Source organism: Roseateles sp. (assembly GCF_036404855.1).
GTDB lineage: Bacteria > Pseudomonadota > Gammaproteobacteria > Burkholderiales > Burkholderiaceae_C > Pelomonas.
The window spans coordinates 16,574-42,259 of record NZ_DASWYS010000023.1; the positions used below are offsets into that span (position 1 = coordinate 16,574).

Below are 25,686 nucleotides of genomic sequence, written 5' to 3' on the forward strand. Positions count from 1 at the left end.
GTTCAGCGGATCTGCGCGATCAGCGACGCGCCATGCACGACGACACGGTTCGCCTCGCCCAGGCCCTGGGTCACGACGACCGAGTTGCTGTCCAGCGGCCGGTATTGCACGGGCTGCGGGATGTAGCGCTCGGCGCCGGACTTGATCCAGACGATGGGCTCGTTGGCCGGGTTGCGCACGACGGCCTGGGCGGGCAGCACGAAGCCCTTGAGCTGCAGGTCCAGCGTGACGATGATGCTCAGCGCCTGGCCGATGGCGAGCGGCAGCGGGGCACTGCCCTTGTCGCCCTTCTCGGCCTGGGCGCGGAAGGTCAGGGGAAGAACGCCGTCGCGCAGCACGCGGCCAGCGCCGACCAGGCTGAGCTTCACGCCGGCCTGCTCCTGCAGCCGGGCACCGGTGGTGCGCCGGGCCACACTGGGGTCCGCCGTGGTGGCCTCGATGAGCACGCGGGTCGGGTCCACGACCTCGAACAGCACGTCGCGCGGCTCAACCACCTGGCCGGCCAGCGCCGAAGTGCTGGCGATGACGCCGTCGACCGGTGCCACCAGGGCTTCGCGGGCCTGCAGGCTGGCACCGACGTCGCGCTCGCGCGCCGTCAGGCTGGCCAACTCGGCCTCGGCCGCCTCGATCTCCTTGCGCGGCACGCTGCCTTCCAGCGACCGCAGGCGCTGCACACGCTGGGCCGCGGTGGCGCGGGCGGCGTGCAGTTCGCTCAGCGAGGACTGCTGGTTGGCCTTGGCGAAAGGCTCGGCGTGAAAGCGCACATAGGCCAGCACCTCGCCCCGACGCACCGTCTGGCCTGCCATCGGCAGGCCCTTGGGGCCGGCCTCGATGCGACCGCCTTGTACGGTCTGCACGCGGCCGCTGGCGTTGGGGTCGACGACGACGCGGGCTGGCAGCTGCAGCGCGGCGGGCGCGTCGGTCAGCGGCACCATGCGGGTCAGCAGGCCCATGCGGCGCTGGGCCGGCACGGGCACCTGCACACTGCCATCGGGCAATCGGGCCAGGCCATCAACCTTGGCGACGGCCGGGCCATCGAGATGTTCGCCGTTGGGGCCATGGGCGCCCGGCGAGGCCTGAGCTGCACCCATCAGCAGGCCCAGCGTGAACAGGGTCAGCGTCTTCTTCATCGTGCGGCTCCGAAGTTGTGGCGGCGGCGGCGCAGCAGCACCGCGCCCATGACCAGCACGACGACGCCCGCGACGATCGCAGCGCCGCGACGCATCCCGCTGCCGGAACCTTCGGCATGGTCGTTCTCGTCGTGCGCGGCGACGGCCAGCGTGCCATCCAGCAGATCACTGTCGGCACCCGCGGTGAGGGTGAAGACGAGGGAATGGTTGCCCGCCCGATGCAGCGCATCGACGAGCTTCTTGTCGCTCAGGCGGTAGCTGCCAGGCTCGGCCTCGAAGGCGGTGCGCGCCTTCAGGTTACCGAGCTCGACGTCGAGCTGGGCACCCAGCACGGCCTCATTGGTTTCGTAGCGGCTGACGTAGAGCACGAGGCTGCTGGCGTCGAGACGCCCGACGATTTCGAACTGCTCGGAATGCGCTTCGATGCGAGGCAGGCCGGAGCCTGCGGACACGGCCGCCGGGCCGTCGAGGTGCTCGCCGTTGGGACCATGGGCGCCCGGCGAGGCGATGGCCAGGCACAGCGGCAGCAGGCACATGCCGGCGGCCAGCGCCAGACGGCTCTGAAAGGAAAAGGGGTTCATGGCAGGACACCTGAAGCTTGGAGGAGGCGCGCGCGGGCATTGCCCTGGGCGGCCTGTTGGCGGGCGAGTGCGGCATCGGCCTGGGCGGCGGCCTGAACGGCCAGCAACAGCTCGGGCAGCGCGGTCTCGCCAGCGCGGAAGGACTTGTCGAGCAACGCGGCGCGCTGGCGCAGCAGGGCCGCGCGATCACGCTGCAGCGCGGCTTGCCGGTCGGCCGCCTGCTGGGCATCGCGGGCGATGGCCAGCTCGGCAGCGAGCTCCAGTCGCGTGCGGGTCTGCTCGGCCAGGGCCTGGTCGAGAGCGCCCAGCGCCGCCGCGCGCAGCGGCTCGTTGCGTGCGGCCGTGCCGAAAGGCAGGCGCAGAGCGAGCACCATGCTGCCCTGGCTGGGTTCGCCGCGCGCACCGCGCTCGTTGCGGTAGGTCACGCTCAGCTCCGGGGCCTCGGCCACGTCGCCGCGCGAGACGTCGAGCTGGCGCCGAGCCGCGTCCACGGCGAGCGACTGCTGGGCCAGCAACGGGTGGCGGTCCTGGTCGAGCGGGTCGCCCTCGGGCGGCGCGGGCTCGACGGCTTCGATGTCGGCATCCAGCCCCGTCAGCGCCGTCCAGCGCTGGCGCTCGGCACCGAAGCGCTGCTCGGCTGCATCGAGCTCGGCGCCCGCAGCCAAGCTTTCTCCCTGGGCTGCCAGCGCGTCGCTGCGCGCCAGGTCGCCCGCCTTGACGCGCCGCTCGACGTCGGCGGCCAGGGCCTGCAGATAGGTCTGCTGGGCACGGGCATTGGCCACCTCGGCCTTGAGTCCGGCGAGGCTCCAGGCCAGGTCGCGCAGCTGGCCGGCCAGGCGCAGGCGGGCGACCTGGACGCCCTGCATGGCAAGGCCGTGCTCGCTTTCGGCGGCGGCCCTGCGCGCATCGCGCTGGCCGGGCCGCCACAGTGGCAGGGCGATGCCCACCTCGTTTTCCTGTACGCCGCTGTTTTTCTGCCAGCGGTCGCTGCGCTGCGACAGCGACAACGCGGGCGACGCGACCAGATAGCTGGCCGCGGCTCTGCGCTCCGCGTCGGCCCGCAGCTGCTGCGCCTGCGCTGCTGCGCCGGCCTGGGTGCGTTGCCAGGCCGCCTCGACGGCCTGCGCCAGCGTGACCGGCGCCGCCACCGAGGACGCGGCGCCAAGCAGCATCGTGCAGCAGGCCATTCCTGCGGCGACGGTGCGTGAGCTGATCCTGTGAAAGGGTTTCAAGTTCTTCCTGCCAATCTCGAGCCGCCACGATCCAGCCGCGCGCCGCTGGCGCGCAGTGCATGGATCTGGCTGCTGCATGGACAACGCTCACCGCGGCGCGCATGCCTTTTGGCATCGGCGCGGGAGCCCGCTCAGAGTCAGGCGAGGTGTTTGGGCGGTCGCCGCGGGCCGGCGAGGAAGGGATCCACCGGCTCGGCGTCCGGCAGTACCAGTGGTCGGGGACTGCGCGCCGCGACGAACGCCCCGCCCAGGCTGGCGGGAAGCGGCCCCATGGCGCCGACGCAAACATCCTGGCCCATGTGGTGGTTGGAGTCCGCCGACTGATCTTGGTGGTAGCTCTGGTGGGGCTTCAGCGTGACCGAGGCCAGCTCGGCAGCAAAGGCCTCGAAGCCGGCATCGTCGTCCGCCGCGGCCTCGGTGATGGCATGGTCATGGTGGTGCGACAGGCCCGACCAGTGCAGCACCGCATGCAGCGCTTCGGCGGGGTTTGTCGCGCCAGACCAGTGGCCGCCCAGCGAGACTGCTTGCAGCAGCATCGACATCAGTAGGGCAGCAATGACGACCGGGCGGTTCATGAAGCAATTATGTAAGTTGCCCCTCATGCCACCTGTTGTTTAGGCCCCTGTGCACGCAATGTCCTGTCGATTTGCCGGGCCAGCCACAGCACAGTCTGCTGCATGCCGAAAGCTGGTGCGGGAAGCGCGCGCCTTGGTGCGCGTTTGCCCCAATAAGGCCTGTGATGCGGGCGGCACATCCTGCGGCACGACCCCGTCCATGGAGTCGGGATATGTCGCGCGCGACGCATGATGCGCAGCCCTATGCCGCGGGTTTACTCCTAGACTGATTCGGCGCTGCGCGCCTCCACGGTTGCAGGCGCATGGCAGCCAACCACCCGAGATCCGATGCCCGCACCCCTGAAGTCCATCGCCACCTCCGACACCCTGCCTGCTGACGCCGACTGCGTCATCATTGGCGCCGGCATCGTCGGCGTCAGTGCCGCCTATTGGCTGGCGCGCGCCGGCCAGCGCGTGGTGCTGCTTGAGAAGGGCCGCGTCGGCGCAGAGCAGTCCAGCCGCAACTGGGGCTGGTGCCGCCAGCAGAACCGCGACGCGCGCGAACTGCCGCTGTCGACCAAGAGCCTCACGCTGTGGGAAGACATGGCCGCCGATATCGGTGATGACATGGGCTTCTCGCGCTGCGGCTTGCTCTATCTGTCCAATGATGACAAGGAGATCGACACCTGGGCCGCCTGGGGGCGATTCGCCCGCGGCGTCGGCATCGACACGCGCATGCTGACCGCCACCGAGGCCGCGGAGCGGGGTGCAGCCACCGGTCAGGCCTGGAAGGGTGGCGTGTGGTCGCCCAGCGACGGCATCGCGGACCCGGCGCGCGCAGCGCCGGTCATCGCCCAGGGCGTGCTCAAGCACGGCGGCTTCGTCGTGCAGGGCTGCGCGGCGCGCGGCATCGAACGCGAAGCCGGCGCGGTCAGCGGCGTCATTACCGAGCGCGGGGTCATCCGCACACGCCAGGTGGTGCTGGCCGGCGGCGCCTGGGCCGCGAGCTTCCTGCACCAACTGGGTATCTCCTTCCCGCAGGCCGCCATCCGCAGCTCCATCCTGTCCGTGGGCCCCGGCGCCCAGGGCCTGCCGGCGGCGCTACACACCGCCGGCGCCTCGGTCACGCGCCGCGGTGACGGCGGCTACACACTGGCCATCTCGGGATTCGGCAAGGTGGATCCCACGCCCGGCATGATCTACGGTGCCCGGCATTTCGTGCCGATGTTCGCCAAGCGCTGGCGCATGCTGTCGCCGGGCGGCCTTCAGGCCTGGCGGGCGGGTTTCGAAACCCGCAGCCGCTGGGCCATGGACCGGCCCACGCCGATGGAGGCTGTGCGCGTGCTCGACCCCAAGCCGGCGCGCGCGACGCTGGACCTGACGCTCCAGAGCGCCCGTGCGCTGCTGCCCGCCCTGCGGGAGGTTGACGTACAGGCGGAATGGGCCGGCTACATCGACTCCACGCCTGACGGCGTGCCCGTCATCGACGGCAACATCGGCGTGCCGGGCCTGCTGCTGGCCGCGGGCTTCTCGGGCCACGGCTTCGGCATCGGCCCCGGCGCGGGCCATCTGGTGGCCGACATTCTGCTCGGCCGCCCGCCGATCGCGGAGATCGCACAGTACAGGCTGGCGCGCTTCGACAAGGCGCAGTGGGGCAAAGTGTCGGAGTTTTAGGGCGAGCCGCGGTCAGTCGGGCCGACCGTCACGCCTTGGGCTTGACGACGTGGATGACCTCACCGCGCACCAGCCTCTCCACCAGCTGGGCAATGCGCCTGCTGCGTGTCTCGGCCTTCACCGCGGTCTGGATGCGCCACAGCATCGCGTAGCGATTGGAGGCGTTAAGCGTCGCGAAGAAGGCCTTGGCCTTCGGCTCGGCCTCCAGTGCAGCCAAGAAGTCGTCGGGCACCGCGGAACTGCGAGCGCCGTCGTAGGCTCGCGCCCAGCGGCCGTCGGCCTTGGCAGCCTCGATCTGCTGGTGGCCCGGGGCCTGCATCCGGCCGGCCTCGATGAGCGTCGCAACTTTGGCGACATTGATCTTGGACCAGATGCTGCGCGCTCGCCGCGGCGTGAAGCGCTGCAGGAAGTGCTGGTCGTCGAGGGCCTTCTTCTGGCCATCGATCCAGCCCCAGCAGAGCGCGATGTCCACCGCCTCGGCGTAGGTGACGCTGGGCTCGACGGCGCCTCGCTTGGCGATCTTGAGCCAAAGACCGTCACAGCTGGCGTGATGCTTCTTCAGCCAGGTCTCGAACGCCTTGGCGCTCTTGAACAGCCTCGGCGAAGCCTCGGGCGGAGTGGTGGGTTGAGCGGCGGGCATGACATGCAGTGTGCGGCAACAATGCCCGCCGCGATGCGCCGCCAGGGGGCAGCGGACAACCGTTCACGTCATTTGATGACGAAGCGCGCGCTGTTGTTCTGCTTGTCCTCGGTGGTCACGATGGCGATGACCTTGTCGCCCTTGACCAGCTTCACGCCCTTGGCGACGAGCTTGTCGCCTGCCGGCTCCAGTTTGGCTTCGGTCTTGTTGGTGCCGCTCAGCACGGTGAGTTTGCCGCTGAGCTTGGCCGTCGCCACGGCCTCGCCGTGGTCGTCGAGATAGAGCTCGGCCGCCTCGCCCTTGGCGACGAGTTCGAACTTGATCTCGCCGGCCATCTGCACGATGCCGCCATGGCGGGCGACGCCGTCGCCATGGGCCCAGGCAGTGCTGGCCGTCAGCGCGGCGGCGAGCACGAGGAAGGAAGACAGCTTCTTCATGGCAATTCCTTTTGACAGAGACCGAACCGCTTCATTCCGGTTCATGCGGCAGGACGAAGGAGAGCGAGGCGAGATTCTCGACCGCGTTGGTCTTGGCGGCGTCCTCGGGCGCCGACTTGAAGACGGCGACGATGACGTTCAAGCCCTGGTTGCGCACCTTGATCGTCACGCTGCCGTCCTTGCCCGAGGTCGCGCCTTTTTCGTCCGGATCGTTGACGAAGTCGGACAGCACGCGCGCACCGGCCACCGGCTTGCCCTGATAGAGCACGCGCAGCTTCAGCGGCTGGCCGGCCTTGATGGGCAACGGCGTCTTGACCGGCACGATCTGCAGCGTCTGCCCAGGCAGCAGTGGCATCGGTCCGGTCAGCTCGCGGCGCAGGTGTACGCCGTACTTGTAGTTCTTCTCGCTGATGATGGCGCCGGGCACCTCGTCCTTGCCCTTGCTGTGCCACTTGCCGTCGGATGTCTTGCTCCACATGCCGTAGTCCATCACGGCCGCGACGAATGCGGGCTGGTTCTCGACGTCAACCGTGACGAGAGCGCCATTGGTGACGAGCTTGGACGGCACCTCCTGGCCGTCGTCGTCATAGGCGCCGAACTTCGTGATCTTGGGCAGGCGCTTCACCACGTCCAGGTCGTCGGCACCAACACCGAAGACCATTGCGAGTGAGTTGGCGCGCTGCGCGAACCAGAAACCGTGCGCCTGGGCGCCGCTGGCGAACAGGAGGCCGGCCGCGAGGGCCGCCGATGTCAATACCTTGCCGATTGCCTTCATCAATGCTCCTTGAAAACGGGGGCGAAAAGTCCAACGAACAACGGCAAGTGTTGGTCAGAACGCGGAGACGAATCTGCCGTTTACGGCCGGCCCCGAAGGAGGAAGCTGCAAAAGCCGCGCGAGGACGAGTGCGTTGAACCGCGGCTCAGGGGTCCTGCGGAAACAGGCGCTCGATCGGGTAGTGCGTCTTGATGAAGGGCGACTTGATGACGATGAAGCTGAAGTACTTCTCGATGCCAATATTGCGCTCGAGCAGGCCCTCGATGATGGACTGGTAGTGATTCACGCCGCGGGTCATGAAGCGCAGCAGATAGTCGTATCCGCCGCTGACCAGATGACACTCGAGGATCTCGTCGACCTCGCGGATGGCGGCCTCGAAGCGCGCGAAGTCCTCGCGGTGGTGGTCGGACAGCGTCACCTCGGTGAACACGGTCAGTGTGTCACCCAGCTTCTCCAGCCGCAGCTGCGCGCCGTAGCCGGAGATGTAGCCGGCCTGCTCCAGCCGCTTGACGCGGATCAGGCAGGGGCTCGGCGACAGGCCGACGGCGTCGGCCAGGTCGACGTTGGTGATGCGGCCGTTCTTCTGCAGCTGGCTGAGGATGCGCAGGTCGAGGCGGTCGAGCTTGAGAGGGGCTACCACGATGCTTGGCTGGGTGAACGCAGGAGTGCCGATTCTCCGCGCGCCGGCGTCACTTGAGTGCAGCGCGCACGTCGGGCGCCGCCAACACGTCGTCCAATGTCTTCTTCAGGCGCTGGCCCATCTGGGCGAACTCGTCCGGTGTGAAGCACAACGCCGGCGCGAAGCCCAGGATGTGGTCGCCGAAGGAGCGGAATACCAGCCCGTTGCGGTAGCCGGTGTCGAAGAGCCGGTCGGCCAGACCGAGACTGGCGTCGAAGCCGCGCTTGCTGGCCTTGTCACTGACCAGCTCCAGAGCACCGAGCAGGCCGCGGTAGCGCACGTCGCCCACCAGCGGGTGGTCTGCCAGGCCGTCCAGCACCGCCGCGAAATGCGGGGCGACCTGCTGGCCGTTGGCCAGGATGCCACCCTCCTCGTACAGCCGCAACACTTCAAGTGCCACCGCCGCGCTGACCGGGTGGGCCGAGTAGGTGGCGCCATGGCCGATGGCTGCGCCGACGGGGGCGCCGTCGGCGATGCCGGCAAAGACTTGCTCGGACATCAACATCGCGCCCATCGGCGCGTAACCCGCTGTCAGACCCTTGGCCAGCGTCATCAGGTCGGGCTCCACACCCTCCGCCTCGCAGGCGAACATCGGACCGGTGCGGCCAAAACCGGTGATGACCTCGTCGACGACGAACAGGATGTCCAACTCTCGCGCAGCGTCGCGCATGGCCTTCAGCCAGCCCTTGGGCGGCACGACGACGCCACCCGAGCCTTGGATAGGTTCGCAGAAGAAGGCCGCCACCTGCTCGGCACCCAGCTCGGCCACTTTGGCACGCAAGGCCGCGACGGACGCCGCAATGACAGCCTGGTCATCGCCGCCGTCGGCGCTGCGGTAGGCGTAGGGCGAGGGAATGTGGTGCTGGTTGGGCAGCGGCACGTCGAAGCCGCGGTGGAACAGCGGCAACGCGGTCAGACCCGAACCCATCGACGACGAGCCGTGATAGCCGCGCTGCAGCGCGATGAAGTGCTTCTTCTGCGCCCGGCCCGTGTTGTTGTAGTACTGCGTGATGAGTCGGATGGCCGCGTCGACCGCCTCGGACCCGCCCAGCGTCAGGTAGACGCGGGTCAGCGAGGCCGGCGTGATCTCGACCAGCTTCGCCGCGAGGCGGATGGCCGGCTCGCTGCCGAAATGGAAATAGCCCGTTGCATACGGCAGCTTGCGCATCTGCTCGGCCGCGGCGGCCACGATGCTTTCGTGGCCGTAGCCGACGTTGACGCACCACAGGCCCGCGAAGGCGTCCAGCAGTTCATGGCCGCTGGCGTCGCGCAGCCAGGCGCCCCGGCCCGACTCCAGCACCGTAGCACCGCGCTGCTCGTGCTTGCGCCAGGGCGCGACCGGGTGAATCAGATGCCCGCGATCCAGCGCGAGAAGTTCATCGAGATGGGGGTTGGCGGGATGCTGCATGGCGCACTGAACAGGCTTCGTTGATACGCAGTCAGCTTAGGTTCGACGTCGCGACGAGTGGTGCTGAATGGCCGACGGCAGCAGCGATGAAGCTGCGTTGTTCGAGCGCTCACGGCAGAAGATGCGGCCGCCGAGTGAATGCGGAGCGGTGCCGGTGCATTCAGTAGCCGCGCTCGCGCGCGACGAGTCCCGGGATGGGCAAACCTTCACGCACCGCGCGGATCACGGCCAGTGCATGCAAGGCCCCTTCACGGGCGTCCGTCTGTGCGGCGACGTGGGGCGTGACGATCACGCGTGGATCGTTCCAAAGCGGATGCCCCTTGGGCAGCGGCTCCGGGTCGGTCACGTCGAGGATGGCTGAAGCGAGCCATCCCGCGTCGAGCGCGTTCAACAGCGCCGCCATGTCGAGGTGCGCACCACGACCCGCGTGCACCAGGCGCGCGCCGCGTGGCAGCTTCGCGAACACGGCCTTACCGAGGATGCCGTGCGTGGCCTTCGTGAGCGGCAGCAGGCAGACGAGGATGTCGACGCCGCCGAGGAATGCGTCGAGTTCGGCGGCAGAAAACACGTCGATGCCATCGACCGGCCGGCCCGACAAGCTCCATCCACGAACTCGAAAGCCCAGGTTGCCCAGGCTGGCGGCGGCCAGTCGTCCGATCCGACCCATGCCAAGAATACCCACCGTACGCGCACGAGCATCCATGACCCTGCCCGCCTTCCACAAGTGCTCGCGCGCCTGTGCGAGGTAGGTGGGCATGTCCCGGTGTGCCATCAGCGTCGCCATCACGACCCAGTCGCGCACCATGGCTTCGATGCCTGGCGCGATCGTGCGCGACAGTGCGACATCTGCCGGCAGCGGCGGCAGGTGGTCTACACCCGCTCCGACGGAAATGACGGTCCTGAGCCCGGTGTAGGCCGACAGATCATGCGGCGGCACCCAGCAGGCGATGTGGTCGATAGCGGCTGGATCCATCACCGACGTCTCGCCAACGACGATGGGCTCCCCCGCTTCGGCAAACACGCGCGGCCAGACCTCGCCGCGCTCCGCCGTGGAGAGCAGTAACAGCGCCATCAGTCAGCCGCCCACGATGGCCTTGGCTCCGAGGTCGTCACCGGATGATTCATCCAAGGCGACGCGACTCGCGGCGCCCCGGCTCAGAGGCCCACGAGTGCCGCCAGACCACCGATGTCGGTGATCTCGGCGTAGCCGTAGCCGGGCGCGCCCGGCTCATGCCGGCGGTTGACGAAGGCCTTGTCCTTGATGCCCATGTCGGTCGCCGACATCAGGTCGTAGCGCATGCTGGACGAAACGTGCAGGAAGTCCTCGGGCTTGGCGTCGAGCTGCTGGATCATGTACTCGAAGGCACGCAGCCGCGGCTTGTAGGCCTTCGCCTGCTGCGCGGTGTAGACACGATGGAAGGGCACCTCCAGCTTGGCCACGTTGTGCACGAGCTGGTGGTCCATGGCATTGGAAAGGATCACGAGCGGGATCTTGCCGGCGATCTTGCTGAGGCCGGCCACGGTGTCGGGGTGCGGGCCCCAGGTCGGCACGGCCGCATAGATCTCGGCCACGTCGGCCTCGCGGAAGGGAACGCGCCACTTGTTTGCCGTGCGCAGCACCGCGTTGTAGACGACGTCGTAATAGGGCTTCCAGTCGCCCAGCACCTCGTCCAGGCGGAAGGCAGCGAAGTCAGCGCAGAAGGCATCCATCTGCTCCGGCGCGATGCGGTCGGCGAACAGCCGGCGCGCCCAGGGCGCCATCTGAAAATAGATCAGGGTGCCGTAGCAGTCGAAGCTGATGTACTTGGGACGGAAGACGATGGACACGGGGGGCCTTTCATGAAGCCTTGAACCTGCGAAAAAGTGTAGTGAGCGACCCGCAGAATGATCTGTGCTTGTCGCCCCGCGCAGCAGGATGAAATCGTGAATTGGCGCGGGTGGCCACGCGGCCCTGCGCCGGCGACGTCAGCCCAGTGCCTGCGTCACCAGCGCGAAGCGGCGCACGCCAGGAACGACCTCTGAAACCGGACCGCGCACCATCTCAGTCCCGGCGCCGACGCGCATCAGGCCCAGGCTCTCCAGCCACTCGGTCAGGCCACTTTCGAAATCGATGTCGATGCGCACGAACTTGCCTGCACTGATCCCGACGAGATGCGCGATCAATGCCTTGGCGCCCAGCGCGTCCGGCGCCACAACCGGACCGATGACAAGGCCGCGACCGAAGCGCCGAAGCATTGCGAAGCCGCGGCACTCGCCCTCCTGATCCAGCACAACGGTGTCCGACAAGGACATCAGTTCGCGCATCAGCGCCTCGCGCGGCATGCCTCGTGCGGCGGCATCGAGCTCGACCAGCGCCGCCACATCCGCATGATCCGAAGGCCGCAATCGCCAGCCGGGATCCAACGCCACCAGCGGCGCCGACTGGGCGGTACCCTGATGCTGCCTGACCTCGCCGGTGCGCACATAGCCCAGCCGTTCGTACAAGCCGCGCCCCTCGTCTGTGGCATACAGCAGCACACTGCGACCATCCAGCCCGGTCAGCAAGGCCTGCACGAGCCGGAAGCCGACACGCCTGCCCTGGCATTTCGGGTCGACGATGACCAGGCCCAAGGTGGCATGCGCTGCGCCCCAGAGCCAGCTCATGGCACACCCCACCACTTCGCCGTCACGCTCTGCCACCAGACCGCTGCCGAAACGGAAGGCGAATTGCAGGTCCGCCGCCCTGTGCGGCCAGTGCACCGCCTGCGCCAGGCCCAGGGCGGCATCGAGGTCGGCCTCCTGCATGTCGCGCAGAACAATGCCGTCGGTCGACGGCGCCAGGGCGGGGATCACGGTCTTCAAGATGGGCTCCGGGGGGCGGGATTCTCGACGCCATCCTGGCCATCCGCAGCGGCCAACGCTAGGACGATCTTGCTGTTTTCGAAGAACCGCAGCTTGCACCGCCAGCGCCGCCCAACTCGCAATGTTCTGCGCCGCAAGCGGCACCAACGAAGCCAAATCCCGGGGGGCCCTCCCTAGCATCGACCCCCGCCTTGCGACTTTCGACGCAAGGCTGACTCGTGCAAGTTCCAGACCTCGACCCGCGAGAGGTGCCCGGCGGCACATGAGCCACGCCCCGTGCCCACCGCCGGGGCGCCGTGCCGGCACGAGGTGCAGGGTCGCCTCGCTGCGGTGCAGGCCGCAGCCTATGCCGCAGCAAGGGGTCAAAAAGACAGTTTCATGTGCGGCCGGCGCCCACAAGCCCGCATATTCGCTGGACCTACATGCTTCAATGAAATCCTTCTGACACGCTTCGTGACCCAGGTGAATCCGCCGTGAAACTCGACTCCTATTGGACCGACTCAGCCCAGGCCTTCCAGCCGCAAGCCGCGGAGCTGCCTGCACAGGCCGACGTCGTCATCGTCGGCGCTGGCTTCACGGGCCTGTCCGCGGCGCGAACGCTGGCACAGCGCGGCCGTAGCGTCGTCGTGCTGGAGGCCTGCGACCGCGTGGCCAAGGAGGCCTCTGGCCGCAACGGCGGCCATGTCAACAATGGCCTGGCAGTGGACTATGTCGCCGCCTCCGAGCAGTACGGCATCGAGCAGGCCCGTGCCTGGTATCACGAGTTCGACGCCGCCGTTGACTCGGTCGAGACGGTCGTCCGGGAGGAGCGCATTGACTGCGACTTCCAGCGCAACGGCAAGCTCAAGCTGGCCACCCGGCCCGCGCACTATGAGGCGCTGGCGCGCAGTCGCGAACGCATGGTGCGCGAGGTGGACCGCGACGTCGAGCTGCTGGACGCCCGCGCCGTGCGCGACGAGATCGACAGCGACCGCTTCGTCGGCGGGCTGCTGCAGCGCAAGAGCGCGCAGATGCACATGGGCCGGTTCGCCAGCGGCCTGGCAGCGGCGGCCGAGAGGCGCGGCGCGCAGATCCACCTGGATACGCCGGTGCTGCGTCTGCAGCGTCAAGGGCGCGGCAACGAGCACATCGTGCACACGCCGCGCGGCACCATCCGTGCCCGCCAAGTGCTGCTGGCGACGGGTGCCAGCCTGCACGGCGGCTACGGCAGCTTTGGCTGGCTGCGCCGACGCATCGTCGGCATCGGCAGCTTCATCATCGTCACCGAGCCTCTCGGTGCCGAGCGGGCCCAGGCCCTGCTGGCCGGCCGGCGCACCTACGTCACCATCGCCAACATCCATCACTACTTCCGGCTCACGCCCGACCACCGCCTGGTCTGGGGCGGGCGGGCGCGCTTCGCGATCTCCAGCCCGACCTCGGACCGCAAGAGCGGCGACATCCTGCGCGAAGGCCTGGAGCAGACCTTCCCACAGCTCAAGGGGGTCGGCATCGACTACTGCTGGGGTGGCCTGGTCGACATGAGCCGCGATCGGCTGCCGCATGCCGGCGAGCGCGACGGCGTGTTCTATTCGCTGGGCTACAGCGGCCACGGCACGCAGATGTCAGTGCACATGGGCCAGCGCATGGCCGAGACGCTGCTCGGCAACGCTGCCGCCAACCCCTGGCGCGACCGGCCCTGGCCCGCCATTCCTGGCCATGTCGGCCCGCCCTGGTTCCTGCCGGCTGTCGGCCTCTATTACCGCCTCAAGGACAGGATGTCCTGAGAACAGATCTTGCGTCAGGAGACTCACATGAACGGAAAAAGCAAGCTGCAAGACATGGTCGGCCCGCAGGAGAGCCTGGAGCTGCTCAGTGCGCTCAAGCGTGGTGCGACACGGCGCGACCTGCTGGCCATGCTGAGCGGGGGTGGAATGCAGCTGGCTCTCGCCGCAGGCGTGGCCGGCACGGCGATGTCGGCCCATGCGCAGACCCCGCGGCGCGGCGGCCGCATCCGCGTGGCCGGTGCCACCGCGGCCATCAGTGACACGCTGGACCCGGCCAAGATGGCCAACCAAACCGACTATTCGCGCGGCACCATGCTCTACAACGGGCTGACCGCGCTGGACGGCAGCCTGACGCCGCAGCCGGCACTGGCCGAGTCGTTCACGACCAAGGATGCGAAGACCTGGGTCTTCAAGCTGCGCAAGGGCGTCAGCTTCCATGACGGCAAGGCATTGCAGCCGGCCGACGTCGTGTTCTCGCTGCTGCGCCACAAGGACGCGGCGACCGCCTCCAAGGCCAAGGCGTTGGCCGACCAGATCGACAGCGTGAAGGCCAGCGGCCCCAACGAAGTCACGGTCACGCTGACCCAGCCCAATGCCGACCTGCCTGTCATCCTCGGCACCTTCAACTTCCTGATCGTCAAGGACGGCACCACCGACTTCACCACCGGCATCGGCACCGGACCGTTCAAGCTCAAGGAGTTCAAGCCCGGCGTGCGCTCCATCGTCGTGCGCAATGACGCCTACTGGAAGCCCGGCCAGCCCTACCTCGACGAGATCTCGTTCGTTGGCATCGGCGACGAGGGCGCGCGCGTCAATGCGCTGTTGTCGGGCGACCTGGATCTGGTGGCCGCCGTCAACCCGCGCTCCGTGGAACGCGTGCGCTCGACCCCGGGCTACACGATCTTCGGCACGCAATCGGGTCAGTACTCCGACCTGATCATGCGCAAGGACATGGGGCCCGGCGCCAACCCGGACTTCGTGCTGGCCATGAAGTACCTGTTCGACCGCGAGCAGATGCGCAAGTCCATCGCACTGGGCCACGCTGTGGTCGCCAATGACCAGCCCATCGATCCGACCAACCGCTTCTTCTTCGCCGGTCTTCCCAAGCGCCCCTATGACCCCGAGAAGGCCAAGTTCCACCTGGCCAAGGCCAAGGTGGGCAGCGCGCGCATCCCGATCGTGACCTCGCCCGCGGCAACTTACTCGGTCGAGATGGCGCTGGTGCTGCAGCAGTCGGCGGCACGCATCGGCCTGAACCTCGATGTCAAGCGCATGCCTGCCGACGGCTATTGGTCCAACCATTGGCTGAACAGCCCGGTGGGCTTCGGCAACGTCAACCCGCGGCCCAGCGCCGACGCGCTGCTGACGCAGTTCTTCAAATCCGATGCAACCTGGAACGGCTCGCGCTGGAAGAGCGACAAGTTCGACCAGCTGCTGCTGGGCGCCCGCGCCGAGACCGACGCGGCCAAGCGCAAGCAGATGTATGCCGACATGCAGGTGCTGATCCACGAGGAGTGCGGCGTCGGGATCCCGATGTTCCTGGCGAGCATTGACGGCCACTCGACCAAGCTCAAGGGCCTGAAGCCCATCCCGCTGGGCGGCCTGATGGGCTACTCATTCGCCGAAAACGTCTGGCTGGAAGCCTGAAGCCGTGAACCTGCTGATCTTGCGTCTGCTGGCCAGCCGCATCGCGCTGGCTTTGATGTCATTGCTCGTCGTCTCGGCCGTCGTGTTCGCGATCACAGCCGTGCTGCCGGGTGACGCCGCCGAGGCGCAGCTGGGCCAGGAAGCGACGCCCGAGTCGCTGGCCGCACTGCGCCACCAGATGGGACTGGACGTGCCGGCAGCGGTGCGCTACTGGCAGTGGCTGCGCGGCATGCTGGCGGGCCAGCCGGGCACCTCTGTTGTCAGCGGAGTGCCAGTGGCGGACATGATCGCCAGTCGTCTGCCCAACTCGCTGCTCCTGGCCGGCATCACTGCCGCCATCTCGGTGCCGCTGGCGCTGATGCTGGGCATCGCGTCGGCGATGTGGCGCGGCAGCTGGTTCGACCGCATGGCCAGCTCCGGCGCCGTGGCCGTCGTGTCGGTGCCAGAGTTCCTTGTCGCGACGCTGGCCGTGCTGATCTTCGCCGTGCAGCTGCGCTGGCTGCCGGCACTGTCCTCCGCCAGTAGCGTCGACTCGATCGGTCAGATGCTGCGCGTCTTCGCGATGCCGGTGCTGACACTGTGCTGCGTGACCGTCGCGCAAATGATGCGCATGACTCGCGCTGCCGTCGTCGACCAGTTGAAGGCGCCCTACATCGAGATGGTGCAGCTCAAGGGCGCGTCACCGACGCGCATGGTTCTGGCCCATGCGCTGCCCAACGCCATCGGTCCGATCGCCAACGCAGTGGCGCTATCCCTGTCCTACCTGCTGGGCGGCGTCATCATCGTCGAGACCATCTTCAACTACCCCGGAATCGCCAGCCTGATGGTGGATGGCGTGTCGCAGCGCGACATGCCTCTCGTGCAGACCTGCGCGATGCTGTTCTGCGCCGTCTACCTGCTGCTGGTGACGCTGGCCGACCTGTGCAGCATCGTCGCCAACCCGCGGCTGCGCCATCGCTGATCGAGAAGACGTCCATGAGCTCCGCTTCCTTCGCTACTTCTCCGCGCCGCCGCCGGCTCGCCATGCCCTGGCCCGGCCTGCTGGGCCTGGCCGTCCTGCTGGCTTGGCTGCTGGTGGCCGTCTTCGGCCCCATGCTGCTCGGGCGCGACGGCGCCGACATGGGCAATGGCGACGTGTTCGCACCCATGGGTGCCCAGCACTGGCTGGGCACCGACTACCTGGGTCGGGACATGCTGGCCCGCGTCATCCAGGGTGCGCGCTACACAGTCGGCATCGCGCTGATGGCCACGTTGCTGGCCAGCAGCATCGGCACGCTGCTGGCGTTGCTGGCCGCAGCCAGCGCTCCCTGGGTGGACGCCGTGCTGAGCCGGGGCATCGACACGATGACCTCCATCCCTTCCAAGATGCTGGCGCTGATCATGGTGGCCGCTTTCGGGTCCACGCTGCCCGTACTGATCCCGACCGCCGCGCTGATCTACGTGCCGGGCGCCTTCCGCATCGCGCGCTCGCTGGCCGTCAACATCAACGCGATGGACTACGTGACGGTCGCCCGCACCCGCGGCGAAGGGCGGCTCTACATCATGCTGCACGAGATCCTGCCCAACATCGTCAACCCCATGCTGGCCGACCTGGGCTTGCGCTTCGTCTACGTTGTGCTGCTGCTGGCCTCGCTGAGCTTCCTGGGCCTCGGCGTGCAGCCGCCGGACGCGGACTGGGGCTCGCTGGTGCGCGAGAACATCGGCGCGCTGGCCGACGGCAGTGCGGCCATCATCGCGCCAGCCCTGGCCATCGCCAGCCTGACCATCGCGGTCAACCTGCTGATCGACAACCTGCCGGGCCGCGCCGCCCGCGGAGACCATTGATGGGTGCACAGGTGCAAGTCCAAAGCCTGCGCATCGTCGCGGGCGCGCGCGATGCCGAGCAGACCATCGTCCACGACCTCAGCTTCTCCATCGCTCCCGGTGAAGTGCTGGCCCTGATCGGAGAGTCCGGCTCCGGCAAGACCACCACCGCGCTGGCCATGATGGGCTATGCGCGCAGCGGCTGCCGCATCGCCAGCGGCAGCGTGCGCATCGGCGACACCGAGGTGTTGCAGCTGGATGCCCCCGGCCAGCGCGCGCTGCGCGGCCGCCGCGTGGCCTACATCGCGCAGAGCGCAGCGGCCTCGTTCAACCCGTCCCGGACCATCATGGACCAGGTGGTCGAGCCGGCACTGATCCACGCCACCTCGACCCGCCCCGAGGCCGAGGCCAAGGCGGTGGCGCTGTTCCGCGAGCTGGCCTTGCCCAGCCCCGACACCATCGGCGCGCGCTACCCGCACCAGGTCTCGGGCGGCCAGCTTCAGCGCCTGATGGCCGCGATGGCACTGATCACGGATCCCGAGCTGGTCATCCTCGACGAGCCGACCACAGCGCTGGATGTGACGACACAGATCGAGGTGCTGCGCGCCTTCCGCCGCGTCGTGCGCGAGCGCCGCACCACGGCCGTCTACGTCAGCCACGATCTCGCCGTCGTCGCGCAGATGGCCGACCACATCCTCGTGCTGCGCGACGGCCAGATGCGCGAACTGGGCGCCACCGCGCAGATCCTGGCCGCGCCGGCGCATGACTACACGCAGAGCCTGCTGGCTGCCGCCCGGCCCAAGGCACGCGAGGGCGCCGCCGTCGGCACTGCGGCAGCCGAGACGCCGCTGCTGGAAGTGCGCCAGCTCTCGGCCGGCTACGGCCCACGCGACAAGCAGGGCCAGCCCAAGTCTCTGATCCTGGAGGACATCAACCTCAAGCTCTACCGCGGCCAGGCCATCGGCGTCATCGGCGAGTCCGGCTCCGGCAAGACCACGCTCGCTCGCGCCATCGCCGGTCTGATCGCGCCCTGCCGCGGCGAAATGCTGTTCGACGGCCGGCCGATGCCGTCGACATTGGAACAGCGCAGCAAGGACGATCTGCGGCGTGTGCAAATCGTCTTCCAGATGGCAGACACGGCGCTGAACCCGTCGCAGTCCATCGAGCGCATCCTGGCCCGGCCGCTGCAGTTCTACCGCGGCTTGTCCGGCGAGGCGCTGAAGCGCCGGATCCGCGAGCTGCTGGACCTCGTCAAGCTACCCGCCACGGTGGCGGGACGGCTGCCGGCCGGCCTGTCGGGCGGACAAAAGCAGCGCGTCAACCTGGCGCGGGCGCTGGCCGCCGAGCCCGAGCTCATCCTCTGCGACGAAGTCACGTCGGCACTGGACACCGTCGTCGGTGCCGCCGTGCTGGACCTGATCGCGGAGCTGCGCCGCGAGCTGGGCCTGTCCTACCTCTTCATCAGCCACGACCTGCACACGGTTCGATCGGTCTGCGACGAGATCGTCGTCATGCAGCACGGCCGCAAGCTGGACCAGGTGGCACGTGCCGACTACGAGCGTGGTCCGCATCACCCCTACTACGAACTGCTGGCCCGCTCGGTGCCCGAACTGCGCCAAGGCTGGCTCGACGAGCAGGCCGCTGCTGCCTGAACCTACCGAAAGCTCCCATGACCCAGAGAACATTCAAGATCGCCGTCATTCCCGGCGACGGCATCGGCAAGGAAGTGATGCCTGAGGGCCTGCGCGTGCTGCAAGCCGCGGCCGAACGCTTCGGCATCGGATTGCAGCTGACCCACATCGACTGGGCCAGTTGTGACTACTACCAAGCCCACGGCCAGATGATGCCCGACGACTGGAAGGCCCAGCTGCAAGGCCAGGACGCGCTGCTGTTCGGCGCCGTCGGCTGGCCGGCCACCGTGCCCGACCACATCTCGCTGTGGGGTTCGCTGCTGAAGTTCCGCCGCGAGTTCGACCAGTACATCAATCTGCGCCCGGTACGTCTGTTCGAGGGCGTTCCCTGCCCCCTGGCGGGCCGCAAGCCGGGCGACATCGACTACCTCGTCGTGCGCGAGAACACCGAGGGCGAGTACACCAACCTCGGCGGCATCATGTATGCCGGCACCGAACGCGAGATCGACATCCAGGAGTCGGTCTACTCGCGCTTCGGCGCCGACCGCGTGCTGCGCTATGCCTTCGAGTTGGCCCAGGCACGCCCGCGAAGGCACCTGACGGTCGCGACCAAGAGCAACGGCATCGCCATCAGCATGCCATGGTGGGACGGCCGCGCGGACGCAGTCGGCGCGGACTACCCTGCAGTCACCGTCGACAAACAGCACATCGACATCCTCAGCGCCCGCTTCGTCATGCAGCCCACGCGCTTCGACGTCGTCGTCGCGTCCAACCTGTTCGGCGACATCCTGTCCGACCTCGGCCCGGCGACGACCGGCACCATCGGCCTGGCGCCCTCGGCCAACCTGAACCCGGAGCGCAGCTTTCCGTCGCTGTTCGAGCCCGTGCACGGCTCCGCGCCCGACATCTACGGCCAGAACATCGCCAACCCGGTCGCGATGATCTGGTCGGCAGCGCTGATGCTGCAGTTCCTCGGCGCCGCCAAGGCGCACGACGCCATCCTGGCCGCCATCGAGACGGTGCTGCGCGAGGGCCCGCGCAGCCGCGACCTCGGCGGCACCGCCTCGACGACCGACATGGGCGAAGCGATCGCCCGCCTCGTGGCCGAAGCCTGAGAAGCACCATGCCCCTGACCCTTGTCCGCCCCGACCTGCTGCGCACGCAGAACTTCATCAACGCCCGCTGGTGCGACAGCCAGGACGGCCGCTCGCTGCCGGTCACTGACCCGGCCTCGGACGCCGCCTTTGCCAGCGTGCCCGACAGCGGCGCCGCCGACGCTTGCGCGGCCGTGGACGCAGCCTTCGCCGCAGGCCCGGCCTGGCGTGCCATGCCAGCCAAGCAGCGTGCCCAGATCCTGAAGCGCTGGAACGCACTGATCCTGGCCCACCAGGAGGACCTCGGCCGCCTGATCTCGCGCGAGCAGGGCAAGCCGCTAGCCGAGGGGCGCGGCGAAGTGGCCTATGCGGCCAGCTATGTCGAATGGTTCGCGGAGGAAGCCGTGCGCGCCTACGGCGACATCATCCCGGCGCCGGTCAGCGGGCGCCGCATGATGGTGCTGAAGGAGCCAGTGGGCGTCGTCGCGGCGATCACGCCATGGAACTTCCCGGCCGCGATGATCGCCCGCAAGATCGCGCCAGCCTTGGCGGCCGGCTGCACCGTCGTCGCCAAGCCGGCTGAGGACACGCCGCTGACCTCGCTGGCGCTGGCCAGGCTCGCCGAGGAGGCCGGCGTGCCCGCGGGCGTGCTGAACCTCGTCGTCGCCTCCCGCGAGCGGGCGGCCGAGGTGGTGGACGTCTGGCTGGCCGACGGACGCGTGCGCAAGATCACTTTCACCGGCTCGACGCCGGTCGGCAAGCACCTGGCCCGCGAGTCGGCCGGGACGCTGAAGAAGCTGTCACTGGAGCTGGGCGGCAATGCGCCGTTCATCGTTTTCGACGACGCCGACCTGGACAAGGCGGTGGACGGCCTCATGGCCGCCAAGTTCCGCAACGGCGGGCAGACCTGCGTCAGCCCCAATCGCGTCTTCGTGCATGAGCGTGTGCACGACGCCTTTGTGGACAAGCTGGCCGCCCGCGTCGGCGCACTCAAGGTGGGTCCGGCCAGCGACCCCGCCTCGCAGATCGGCCCGATGATCAACCGGCGCGCCGCGGACAAGATCGAGCGCCATGTGCAGGACGCAGTGGCAGGTGGCGCGCGCATCGTCGTCGGCGGCATGCGCCTGGAACTGGGCCCCAACTACTTCGCCCCCACGGTGCTGGTCGGCGTCACACCCAGCATGGCGTGCAGCTGCGAGGAGACCTTCGGTCCGGTTGTCCCGATCACGCGCTTCGCCGACGAGGCCGAGGTTGTGGCCGCTGCCAATGACACACCCTTTGGCCTAGCTGCCTACTATTTCTCGCGCGACGTGCAGCGCATCTGGCGCGTTGCCGAGGCGCTGGAGACCGGCATCGTCGGCATCAACGAAGGTGCTCTGGCGGCAGAAGCCGCGCCGTTCGGCGGCGTGAAGGAGTCAGGCTACGGCCGCGAGGGCTCCCGCTACGGTCTCGACGACTACCTGCACACGAAGTACCTCTGCCAGACGCTTTGAGGGCGGCACCCGCGTTCTTGAAAAATACCCGGTGGCACTGCAGCGGCGCCGCGGCATCGGACTCCTGCGCGATTCCAACCTATCGGCGACCGCCCTCCGCGTCACCCGAGGTTCGCCCGGCCGCACCTGCCTGAGCCCAAGCTCGGATGGCTCGAATCGCTAACCATTTGCCTGCTGGGTTCAGAACAAGTTCACGTGTTCTGCATCGACGAGTGCCCGTGGTTCAGCGCAATGCAGCCTCGAACAGCGCGCGCTCGGCCGTGAGCGCTGCCACGAGCTCGGCCTCGAGCCCATCGCTGAAGACAAGGTGGACCTCGACGCTGATGTCGTCGAGCAGCCGGCGGGCGACGACGCCGCGATAACGCTGACGCGCCAGCGCGACCGGCATCAGCGTGCAGCCTCGGCCGGCGGCGATCTGCGCGATGGTGGCCGTGGTGCCAGGCGCCGCAGCCTCAGCCGTGGGGCGAAAGCCCACCGCCTCGTACTGGCGCTGGTAATGCATCCACAGTGCCGGGTTCTGACGCTTGGGGAAACGCAGGAAGGGCGGCAGCGCTTCCAGCTCACGCAGTCGCAACGCCCGCTTGCGCGCCAGCGCGCTGCCGCTGGGCAGCAGCGCGACATGGTGCAGGCTCGCCACGGGCGCATGCCGCAAGCCATGCAGTTCGTGCGGCATCGCGATCAAGGCGGCATCCAGCGACTGCCGGCGCAGGCCATCGAGCAGCTGCGGGCCGGTCTCGAGCACGGGCTCCAGCGGCATGCGCCCGGCCGTGGCGCGCCAGCCCGCGTCCAGCGCCTGGAAGGCGCTCATGTCCATCCACCAGGGCAGGCCCAGCCGCAGGGTGCCACGCAAGCCGCCGGCGGCGGCCTCGGCGAGCGCAGCGTCGAAAGCCTGTACGGCAGCCTGGAAGGCCATCCGGGCGCGCTGGCCCGCTGTGGTCAGCCGTGTCGCCGGGCCGTCTCGATCCAACAGTGTGACGCCCAGCGCCGACTCCAGTGCCGCGATCTGGCGCGACAGCGGTGGCTGTGTCAGGTGCAGGCGCTCCGCCGCGCGGCGGAAATTCAGCTCCTCGGCCAGCACGAGGAAATAGCGCAGCTGGCGGATATCGATGCTGCGAAGGCCGGGCGGCGTCATGCCGAAAAGGTATCACCAAATCGGCAATTCACGCCACCGCCGCCAAGGCCCAGCATGCCGGCCCTCGGATCACTGGGAGAGCAGACATGACAGGAGTGCAAGCCACCACGCGCCGTGCGGTGCTGAGGGCCGGCTGGGGCGCGGGGCTGGGCTGGGGCCTCGCGGCCTGTGGCGGCGGTAGTAGTGAGCAGACGCAGAATGGGCCGACCGTGCACGGCCTGGAGGCCGGCGTGGCTCGGGTGGGCGAGGCGGTGACCGTGACGGCCACCTTCAGCGGAGGCTCCGGACGCATCGAGCCGGACGTGGGCACGGTGCAGAGCGGCGTGCCTTTCAGCGTGCCGCCGGTCATCGCGCCGCGGCGCTACACGCTGGTCGTCGAGGCCGAAGGCCGGCCGAGCGCGCGCCGGTCGCTGGACATGCGGCCGGTCTACCGCGATCACTACGTCACGCTGGACGACGCGACGCCGCGGCAATACCACGCCGCCGCCACGACGTCGGACGGGCGCGTGCTGGTCATCGGCGGCTCCCGCGGCCTGTCGGCGCCCTCCGAGGCCGTCGAGCGCTACGAACCGGCGACGCGACGCTTCACGCGTATCGCCAGCATGTACACGGGCCGGACCATGCACACGGCGACGCCACTGGCCGAGGGGCGCGTGCTCGTCGTCGGCGGCACGGTGGGCCTGAGCAACGGCGGCTTCGCGGAGCTGATCGACGAGCGCTTCGGCAGCGTCGAGCCGGCCGGCTGGCCGATGCGTCCGCGCGCCCGACACGCGAGCGTCGCGCTGGCGGATGGTCGCGTGCTCGTGATCGGAGGCATGCAGAGCGACAGCGTGGAGCTGTGGGACCCGGCGACGCGGCGCTTCCGCCTCGTCGCGGCCCGCATGAACAACGTTCGCGAGTTCCCGACGGCGACGCGGCTGGCGGACGGCCGCGTCCTCATCGTCGGCGGCGACCACGAAAGCCCGACGCAGCGCCTAGCCGAGATCTTCGACCCGCAGACCGAACGCTTCACCCCCGTGGCGTCCCCGCTGAACGAGCAGCGCCGCACCATGCACGAGGCCCATGCGCTGCCCGACGGCCGGGTGTTGGTGGTTGGCGGCGAAGTGCGCACCAGCACCGGGCTGGAGCCGCTGGACACGGTGTTGATCTACGACCCAGCCACGCAGGCGTTAACGCTGCACGGCCGGCTCGACATGCCACGCAGCCTGGTGCGCAGCCTGCTGCTGCCGGACGGCCAGCTGCGCCTGTTCGGCGGCCAGACCGATGCCGAGATCTCCGCGCGCACGGCCAGCAGCTACTCGCCGGGCACCGGCGCCGTCACTGCACTCGCGGCGATGCCGGCCGGCCGGGCCTGGCAGACCGTGTCGGCGCTGCCCGAAGGCCGTGTCCTCATCGTCGGCGGCGACAACGAAGGCGGCGGCAGTGTGCCGGGTGCGCTGCTGTACGAGTAGCGCGGGGCTTGCTTAACGCTTCAGCGCCGCGCCACGCAACACCTGGCCGCCCTGGCGCAGCACCGCCGCGGCGACCTGGCCGGACGCATCGCGCTCAAACTCGACGATGGCACCCACGGCCTTGATCTCCACTCGGTCCGGTCCCACCGGCTCGGCTGCGATGGCTGGCTGACCGCTGCCCTGCACCATCAGCCGGCCGTCGCGCTCGAACACGCGCAGGCTGAACTGCGGCGCGAGCTGGTATTCACCCGCCCAGTCGCGCCAGGCGGGATTCGTGATGGTGGGCACCGGGTCGACGGCGCCGACACGGCGGCCCTGCATCATGCCGCCGCCCTGATGCCAGCTCAGGCGCTGCAGCGGCCGGCCCTCGGCCTCGGGTGGCTCGAGGCGCAGCAGTGCGGAGAAGCTGGTCGGGTAGAGGTCGCCGCGGCTGTCCTGCCGCAGCTCGAACTCGCTCTGGCCCCGCGCCTGAGCCAGCAGCCGGCCGTCATCGGCCTCGCGGATGTGCAACGTCACGCCGCCCACCTCCCAGTCGCCCGCCAGCGCTCGCCGCAGCGCAGACGGCATGGCGACCTCGCGGCGCGGCTGCAGCGGCACGTCCAGGCCCAGCAGCGCCAGGCCCAGGTCGCCCAGGCCCCCGAGATCGGTCAGCGCCGTATCGGCCAGCAGCACGACAGCGCGCTGCGCACCGGGCTCCAGCACGACCAGCGACGAGAAGCCCCCCGTGCCCCCTTCGTGCAGGCGCAGCTCGTGCCCCTGCTGGCGACGGACCACCCAGTTCATCGCAAAGCCATGGGCCAGCGGCTGCTGCGTGAGGCGCAGCGCGTCAGTCAACGCGGCGGGGACGTCGGGCAGGCTGCCCAGCTCGGCGCGGGCGTAGCGCACCATGTCGTCCAGCGTGGCCTTCACCATGCCGACGCCAGCCAGGTTGGGCGTGATGGTCCAGGCCGGCGTGGCCGCGCCGCCGGGCAGATGGCCGGCGGCGGGCCGGGCCGCCAGCGGCCGGGTGACGTAGGCGCTGCCCATGCCCAGCGGCGCGAACAGGCGCTCGCGCAGCGCCGCCTCCAGATCGCCGCCCAGGGTGTGCGCGGCAGCCAGGGAGACCAGCATCATGCCGAAGTTGGAGTACTCGGCCTGGCTGCCGATGGGGCGGGTCAGCGTCACGCGGCCCAGCGCGGTCAACAGCTGGGCCTCGGTCAGCGCGGCATAGGGATCGTCGGGCTTGGGCATGGGCATGCCGGGCGGCAGGGCTGGCAGGCCGGCACTGTGGGTCAGCAGGTCACGCACGAGGATCTGACGCTCGCCCTGGCGCGGCACGGCCGTGCCCTGGGGCAGGTGGCGGGCGATGGGGTCGTCCAGCGACCAGGCGCCGCGCTGGATGAGACCGGCCACGAGAAAGGCCGTCATGGTCTTGCTGACAGAGCCGATCTCGAAGGCCGCGTCGGCCGCCGGTGCGCGGTCGCCGCGCGTGCCCGCGCAGCCACTGCCGCGAACGACACGGTCTCCCTCGATGACGGCGGCCTGCACGCAGGCGCCGCTGCGGTCGCCGGAAAAGCGCTCGGCCAAACGCTGCTCCAGCGCGGTCGAGCTGTCGGGCAGCGGCGCGGCGAAGGCCGACAGCAGGGCGGAGCCCAGCGACAGCGCGGTCAGCGTGCGGGCCAGGGCGAGGGGCGGCGGCATGGGGACTCCAGGTACGGTGGGTCGCCCATTCTGCGTGGCGT

Annotated in this window: 23 protein-coding genes; 9 read left to right on the forward strand and 14 right to left on the reverse strand. The window is 69.1% G+C overall.

Annotated features, from left to right (window positions below; genetic code table 11):
* Nucleotides 1-2: 2 nt before the first annotated feature.
* The 4 genes from VGF12_RS01465 to VGF12_RS01480 all read right to left on the reverse strand — a co-directional run bounded on the left by VGF12_RS01465 (nt 3) and on the right by VGF12_RS01480 (nt 3,518).
* On the reverse strand, nt 3-1,130 hold the full coding sequence (locus VGF12_RS01465) for an efflux RND transporter periplasmic adaptor subunit (RefSeq protein WP_331174271.1): 1,128 nt from the start codon (nt 1,128-1,130) through the stop codon (nt 3-5).
* Nucleotides 1,127-1,711: a hypothetical protein gene (locus VGF12_RS01470; protein ID WP_331174272.1), complete on the reverse strand. Its 585-nt coding sequence runs from the start codon at nt 1,709-1,711 to the stop codon at nt 1,127-1,129. The genes VGF12_RS01465 and VGF12_RS01470 overlap by 4 nt, the downstream gene beginning before the upstream one ends.
* On the reverse strand, nt 1,708-2,883 hold the full coding sequence (locus VGF12_RS01475; protein WP_331174273.1) for a TolC family protein: 1,176 nt from the start codon (nt 2,881-2,883) through the stop codon (nt 1,708-1,710). Before VGF12_RS01475 ends, VGF12_RS01470 begins: the two co-directional genes overlap by 4 nt.
* A gap of 197 nt (nt 2,884-3,080) precedes the next feature.
* The gene (locus tag VGF12_RS01480) at nt 3,081-3,518 is read right to left on the reverse strand and encodes a hypothetical protein (protein WP_331174274.1); all 438 of its coding nucleotides are present in this window, start codon (nt 3,516-3,518) and stop codon (nt 3,081-3,083) included.
* Nucleotides 3,519-3,845: 327 nt separating this feature from the next.
* On the opposite strand from VGF12_RS01480, the gene VGF12_RS01485 reads away from it, so the two are divergent.
* Nucleotides 3,846-5,171 carry an FAD-binding oxidoreductase gene (locus tag VGF12_RS01485; protein WP_331174275.1) on the forward strand — a complete coding sequence of 442 codons (1,326 nt, stop codon included), beginning with the start codon at nt 3,846-3,848 and terminating at the stop codon, nt 5,169-5,171.
* Between the two features lie 28 nt (nt 5,172-5,199).
* On the opposite strand, the gene VGF12_RS01490 is transcribed toward VGF12_RS01485, so the two are convergent.
* The 8 genes from VGF12_RS01490 to VGF12_RS01525 all read right to left on the reverse strand — a co-directional run bounded on the left by VGF12_RS01490 (nt 5,200) and on the right by VGF12_RS01525 (nt 11,954).
* On the reverse strand, nt 5,200-5,811 hold the full coding sequence (locus VGF12_RS01490; protein WP_331174276.1) for a YdeI/OmpD-associated family protein: 612 nt from the start codon (nt 5,809-5,811) through the stop codon (nt 5,200-5,202).
* A 68-nt stretch (nt 5,812-5,879) separates the two neighbouring features.
* The gene (locus VGF12_RS01495; RefSeq protein WP_331174277.1) at nt 5,880-6,248 is read right to left on the reverse strand and encodes a hypothetical protein; all 369 of its coding nucleotides are present in this window, start codon (nt 6,246-6,248) and stop codon (nt 5,880-5,882) included.
* Nucleotides 6,249-6,279: 31 nt separating this feature from the next.
* On the reverse strand, nt 6,280-7,023 hold the full coding sequence (locus VGF12_RS01500; protein ID WP_331174278.1) for a DUF4198 domain-containing protein: 744 nt from the start codon (nt 7,021-7,023) through the stop codon (nt 6,280-6,282).
* A 145-nt stretch (nt 7,024-7,168) separates the two neighbouring features.
* Nucleotides 7,169-7,663 (reverse strand): Lrp/AsnC family transcriptional regulator, encoded by a 495-nt coding sequence (locus VGF12_RS01505; protein WP_331174279.1) that lies wholly within the window; start codon nt 7,661-7,663, stop codon nt 7,169-7,171.
* Between the two features lie 49 nt (nt 7,664-7,712).
* Nucleotides 7,713-9,110, reverse strand: a complete 1,398-nt coding sequence (locus VGF12_RS01510; protein ID WP_331174280.1) for an aspartate aminotransferase family protein — start codon at nt 9,108-9,110, stop codon at nt 7,713-7,715.
* 160 nt (nt 9,111-9,270) lie between these two features.
* Complete coding sequence (locus VGF12_RS01515) at nt 9,271-10,182, reverse strand: glyoxylate/hydroxypyruvate reductase A (RefSeq protein WP_331174281.1); 912 nt, start codon at nt 10,180-10,182, stop codon at nt 9,271-9,273.
* 83 nt (nt 10,183-10,265) lie between these two features.
* Nucleotides 10,266-10,931: a haloacid dehalogenase type II gene (locus VGF12_RS01520; RefSeq protein WP_331174299.1), complete on the reverse strand. Its 666-nt coding sequence runs from the start codon at nt 10,929-10,931 to the stop codon at nt 10,266-10,268.
* 144 nt (nt 10,932-11,075) lie between these two features.
* Entirely contained in the window at nt 11,076-11,954 is an 879-nt protein-coding gene (locus tag VGF12_RS01525; protein WP_331174300.1) for a GNAT family N-acetyltransferase, read from the reverse strand.
* A 470-nt stretch (nt 11,955-12,424) separates the two neighbouring features.
* On the opposite strand from VGF12_RS01525, the gene VGF12_RS01530 reads away from it, so the two are divergent.
* Genes VGF12_RS01530 through VGF12_RS01560 form a run of 7 tightly spaced genes read left to right on the forward strand, consistent with a single transcriptional unit; the run spans nt 12,425 to nt 21,382 of the window.
* Nucleotides 12,425-13,714, forward strand: a complete 1,290-nt coding sequence (locus VGF12_RS01530) for an FAD-binding oxidoreductase (protein ID WP_331174282.1) — start codon at nt 12,425-12,427, stop codon at nt 13,712-13,714.
* A 27-nt stretch (nt 13,715-13,741) separates the two neighbouring features.
* Nucleotides 13,742-15,361, forward strand: coding sequence for an ABC transporter substrate-binding protein (locus tag VGF12_RS01535; RefSeq protein ID WP_331174283.1), 1,620 nt, complete (start codon nt 13,742-13,744; stop codon nt 15,359-15,361).
* Nucleotides 15,362-15,365: 4 nt separating this feature from the next.
* Nucleotides 15,366-16,322: an ABC transporter permease gene (locus VGF12_RS01540; protein ID WP_331174284.1), complete on the forward strand. Its 957-nt coding sequence runs from the start codon at nt 15,366-15,368 to the stop codon at nt 16,320-16,322.
* Nucleotides 16,323-16,336: 14 nt separating this feature from the next.
* Nucleotides 16,337-17,185 carry an ABC transporter permease gene (locus VGF12_RS01545; RefSeq protein WP_331174285.1) on the forward strand — a complete coding sequence of 283 codons (849 nt, stop codon included), beginning with the start codon at nt 16,337-16,339 and terminating at the stop codon, nt 17,183-17,185.
* A complete protein-coding gene (locus tag VGF12_RS01550) occupies nt 17,185-18,816 on the forward strand; it encodes an ABC transporter ATP-binding protein (protein ID WP_331174286.1) in 1,632 nt (543 codons plus the stop codon). The genes VGF12_RS01545 and VGF12_RS01550 overlap by 1 nt, the downstream gene beginning before the upstream one ends.
* A 17-nt stretch (nt 18,817-18,833) precedes the next feature.
* Nucleotides 18,834-19,910, forward strand: coding sequence for a tartrate dehydrogenase (locus VGF12_RS01555; protein WP_331174287.1), 1,077 nt, complete (start codon nt 18,834-18,836; stop codon nt 19,908-19,910).
* A gap of 8 nt (nt 19,911-19,918) precedes the next feature.
* Nucleotides 19,919-21,382, forward strand: a complete 1,464-nt coding sequence (locus VGF12_RS01560; RefSeq protein WP_331174288.1) for an NAD-dependent succinate-semialdehyde dehydrogenase — start codon at nt 19,919-19,921, stop codon at nt 21,380-21,382.
* A gap of 223 nt (nt 21,383-21,605) precedes the next feature.
* Here the strand turns inward: VGF12_RS01560 and VGF12_RS01565 are convergent, their stop codons facing one another.
* Nucleotides 21,606-22,514 (reverse strand): LysR family transcriptional regulator, encoded by a 909-nt coding sequence (locus VGF12_RS01565; RefSeq protein ID WP_331174289.1) that lies wholly within the window; start codon nt 22,512-22,514, stop codon nt 21,606-21,608.
* Between the two features lie 86 nt (nt 22,515-22,600).
* On the opposite strand from VGF12_RS01565, the gene VGF12_RS01570 reads away from it, so the two are divergent.
* Complete coding sequence (locus tag VGF12_RS01570; RefSeq protein WP_331174290.1) at nt 22,601-23,965, forward strand: kelch repeat-containing protein; 1,365 nt, start codon at nt 22,601-22,603, stop codon at nt 23,963-23,965.
* A gap of 12 nt (nt 23,966-23,977) precedes the next feature.
* Here VGF12_RS01570 and VGF12_RS01575 read toward each other — a convergent pair whose 3' ends face one another.
* Nucleotides 23,978-25,645, reverse strand: a complete 1,668-nt coding sequence (locus VGF12_RS01575) for a serine hydrolase domain-containing protein (protein ID WP_331174291.1) — start codon at nt 25,643-25,645, stop codon at nt 23,978-23,980.
* Between the last annotated feature and the right edge of the window lie 41 nt (nt 25,646-25,686).

Excerpts from the sequence above, each read along its gene's own strand:
- VGF12_RS01490 (WP_331174276.1), bottom strand. The coding sequence starts at position 5,811 with ATGCCCGCCGCTCAACCCACCACTCCGCCCGAGGCTTCGCCGAGGCTG.
- VGF12_RS01570 (WP_331174290.1), top strand. The coding sequence starts at position 22,601 with ATGACAGGAGTGCAAGCCACCACGCGCCGTGCGGTGCTGAGGGCCGGC.
- VGF12_RS01550 (WP_331174286.1), top strand. The coding sequence starts at position 17,185 with ATGGGTGCACAGGTGCAAGTCCAAAGCCTGCGCATCGTCGCGGGCGCG.
- VGF12_RS01480 (WP_331174274.1), bottom strand. The coding sequence starts at position 3,518 with ATGAACCGCCCGGTCGTCATTGCTGCCCTACTGATGTCGATGCTGCTG.
- VGF12_RS01510 (WP_331174280.1), bottom strand. The coding sequence starts at position 9,110 with ATGCAGCATCCCGCCAACCCCCATCTCGATGAACTTCTCGCGCTGGAT.
- VGF12_RS01575 (WP_331174291.1), bottom strand. The coding sequence starts at position 25,645 with ATGCCGCCGCCCCTCGCCCTGGCCCGCACGCTGACCGCGCTGTCGCTG.
- VGF12_RS01555 (WP_331174287.1), top strand. The coding sequence starts at position 18,834 with ATGACCCAGAGAACATTCAAGATCGCCGTCATTCCCGGCGACGGCATC.
- VGF12_RS01565 (WP_331174289.1), bottom strand. The coding sequence starts at position 22,514 with ATGACGCCGCCCGGCCTTCGCAGCATCGATATCCGCCAGCTGCGCTAT.
- VGF12_RS01495 (WP_331174277.1), bottom strand. The coding sequence starts at position 6,248 with ATGAAGAAGCTGTCTTCCTTCCTCGTGCTCGCCGCCGCGCTGACGGCC.
- VGF12_RS01465 (WP_331174271.1), bottom strand. The coding sequence starts at position 1,130 with ATGAAGAAGACGCTGACCCTGTTCACGCTGGGCCTGCTGATGGGTGCA.
- VGF12_RS01515 (WP_331174281.1), bottom strand. The coding sequence starts at position 10,182 with ATGGCGCTGTTACTGCTCTCCACGGCGGAGCGCGGCGAGGTCTGGCCG.
- VGF12_RS01485 (WP_331174275.1), top strand. The coding sequence starts at position 3,846 with ATGCCCGCACCCCTGAAGTCCATCGCCACCTCCGACACCCTGCCTGCT.
- VGF12_RS01560 (WP_331174288.1), top strand. The coding sequence starts at position 19,919 with ATGCCCCTGACCCTTGTCCGCCCCGACCTGCTGCGCACGCAGAACTTC.
- VGF12_RS01470 (WP_331174272.1), bottom strand. The coding sequence starts at position 1,711 with ATGAACCCCTTTTCCTTTCAGAGCCGTCTGGCGCTGGCCGCCGGCATG.
- VGF12_RS01500 (WP_331174278.1), bottom strand. The coding sequence starts at position 7,023 with ATGAAGGCAATCGGCAAGGTATTGACATCGGCGGCCCTCGCGGCCGGC.
- VGF12_RS01535 (WP_331174283.1), top strand. The coding sequence starts at position 13,742 with ATGAACGGAAAAAGCAAGCTGCAAGACATGGTCGGCCCGCAGGAGAGC.
- VGF12_RS01475 (WP_331174273.1), bottom strand. The coding sequence starts at position 2,883 with ATGCTGCTTGGCGCCGCGTCCTCGGTGGCGGCGCCGGTCACGCTGGCG.
- VGF12_RS01545 (WP_331174285.1), top strand. The coding sequence starts at position 16,337 with ATGAGCTCCGCTTCCTTCGCTACTTCTCCGCGCCGCCGCCGGCTCGCC.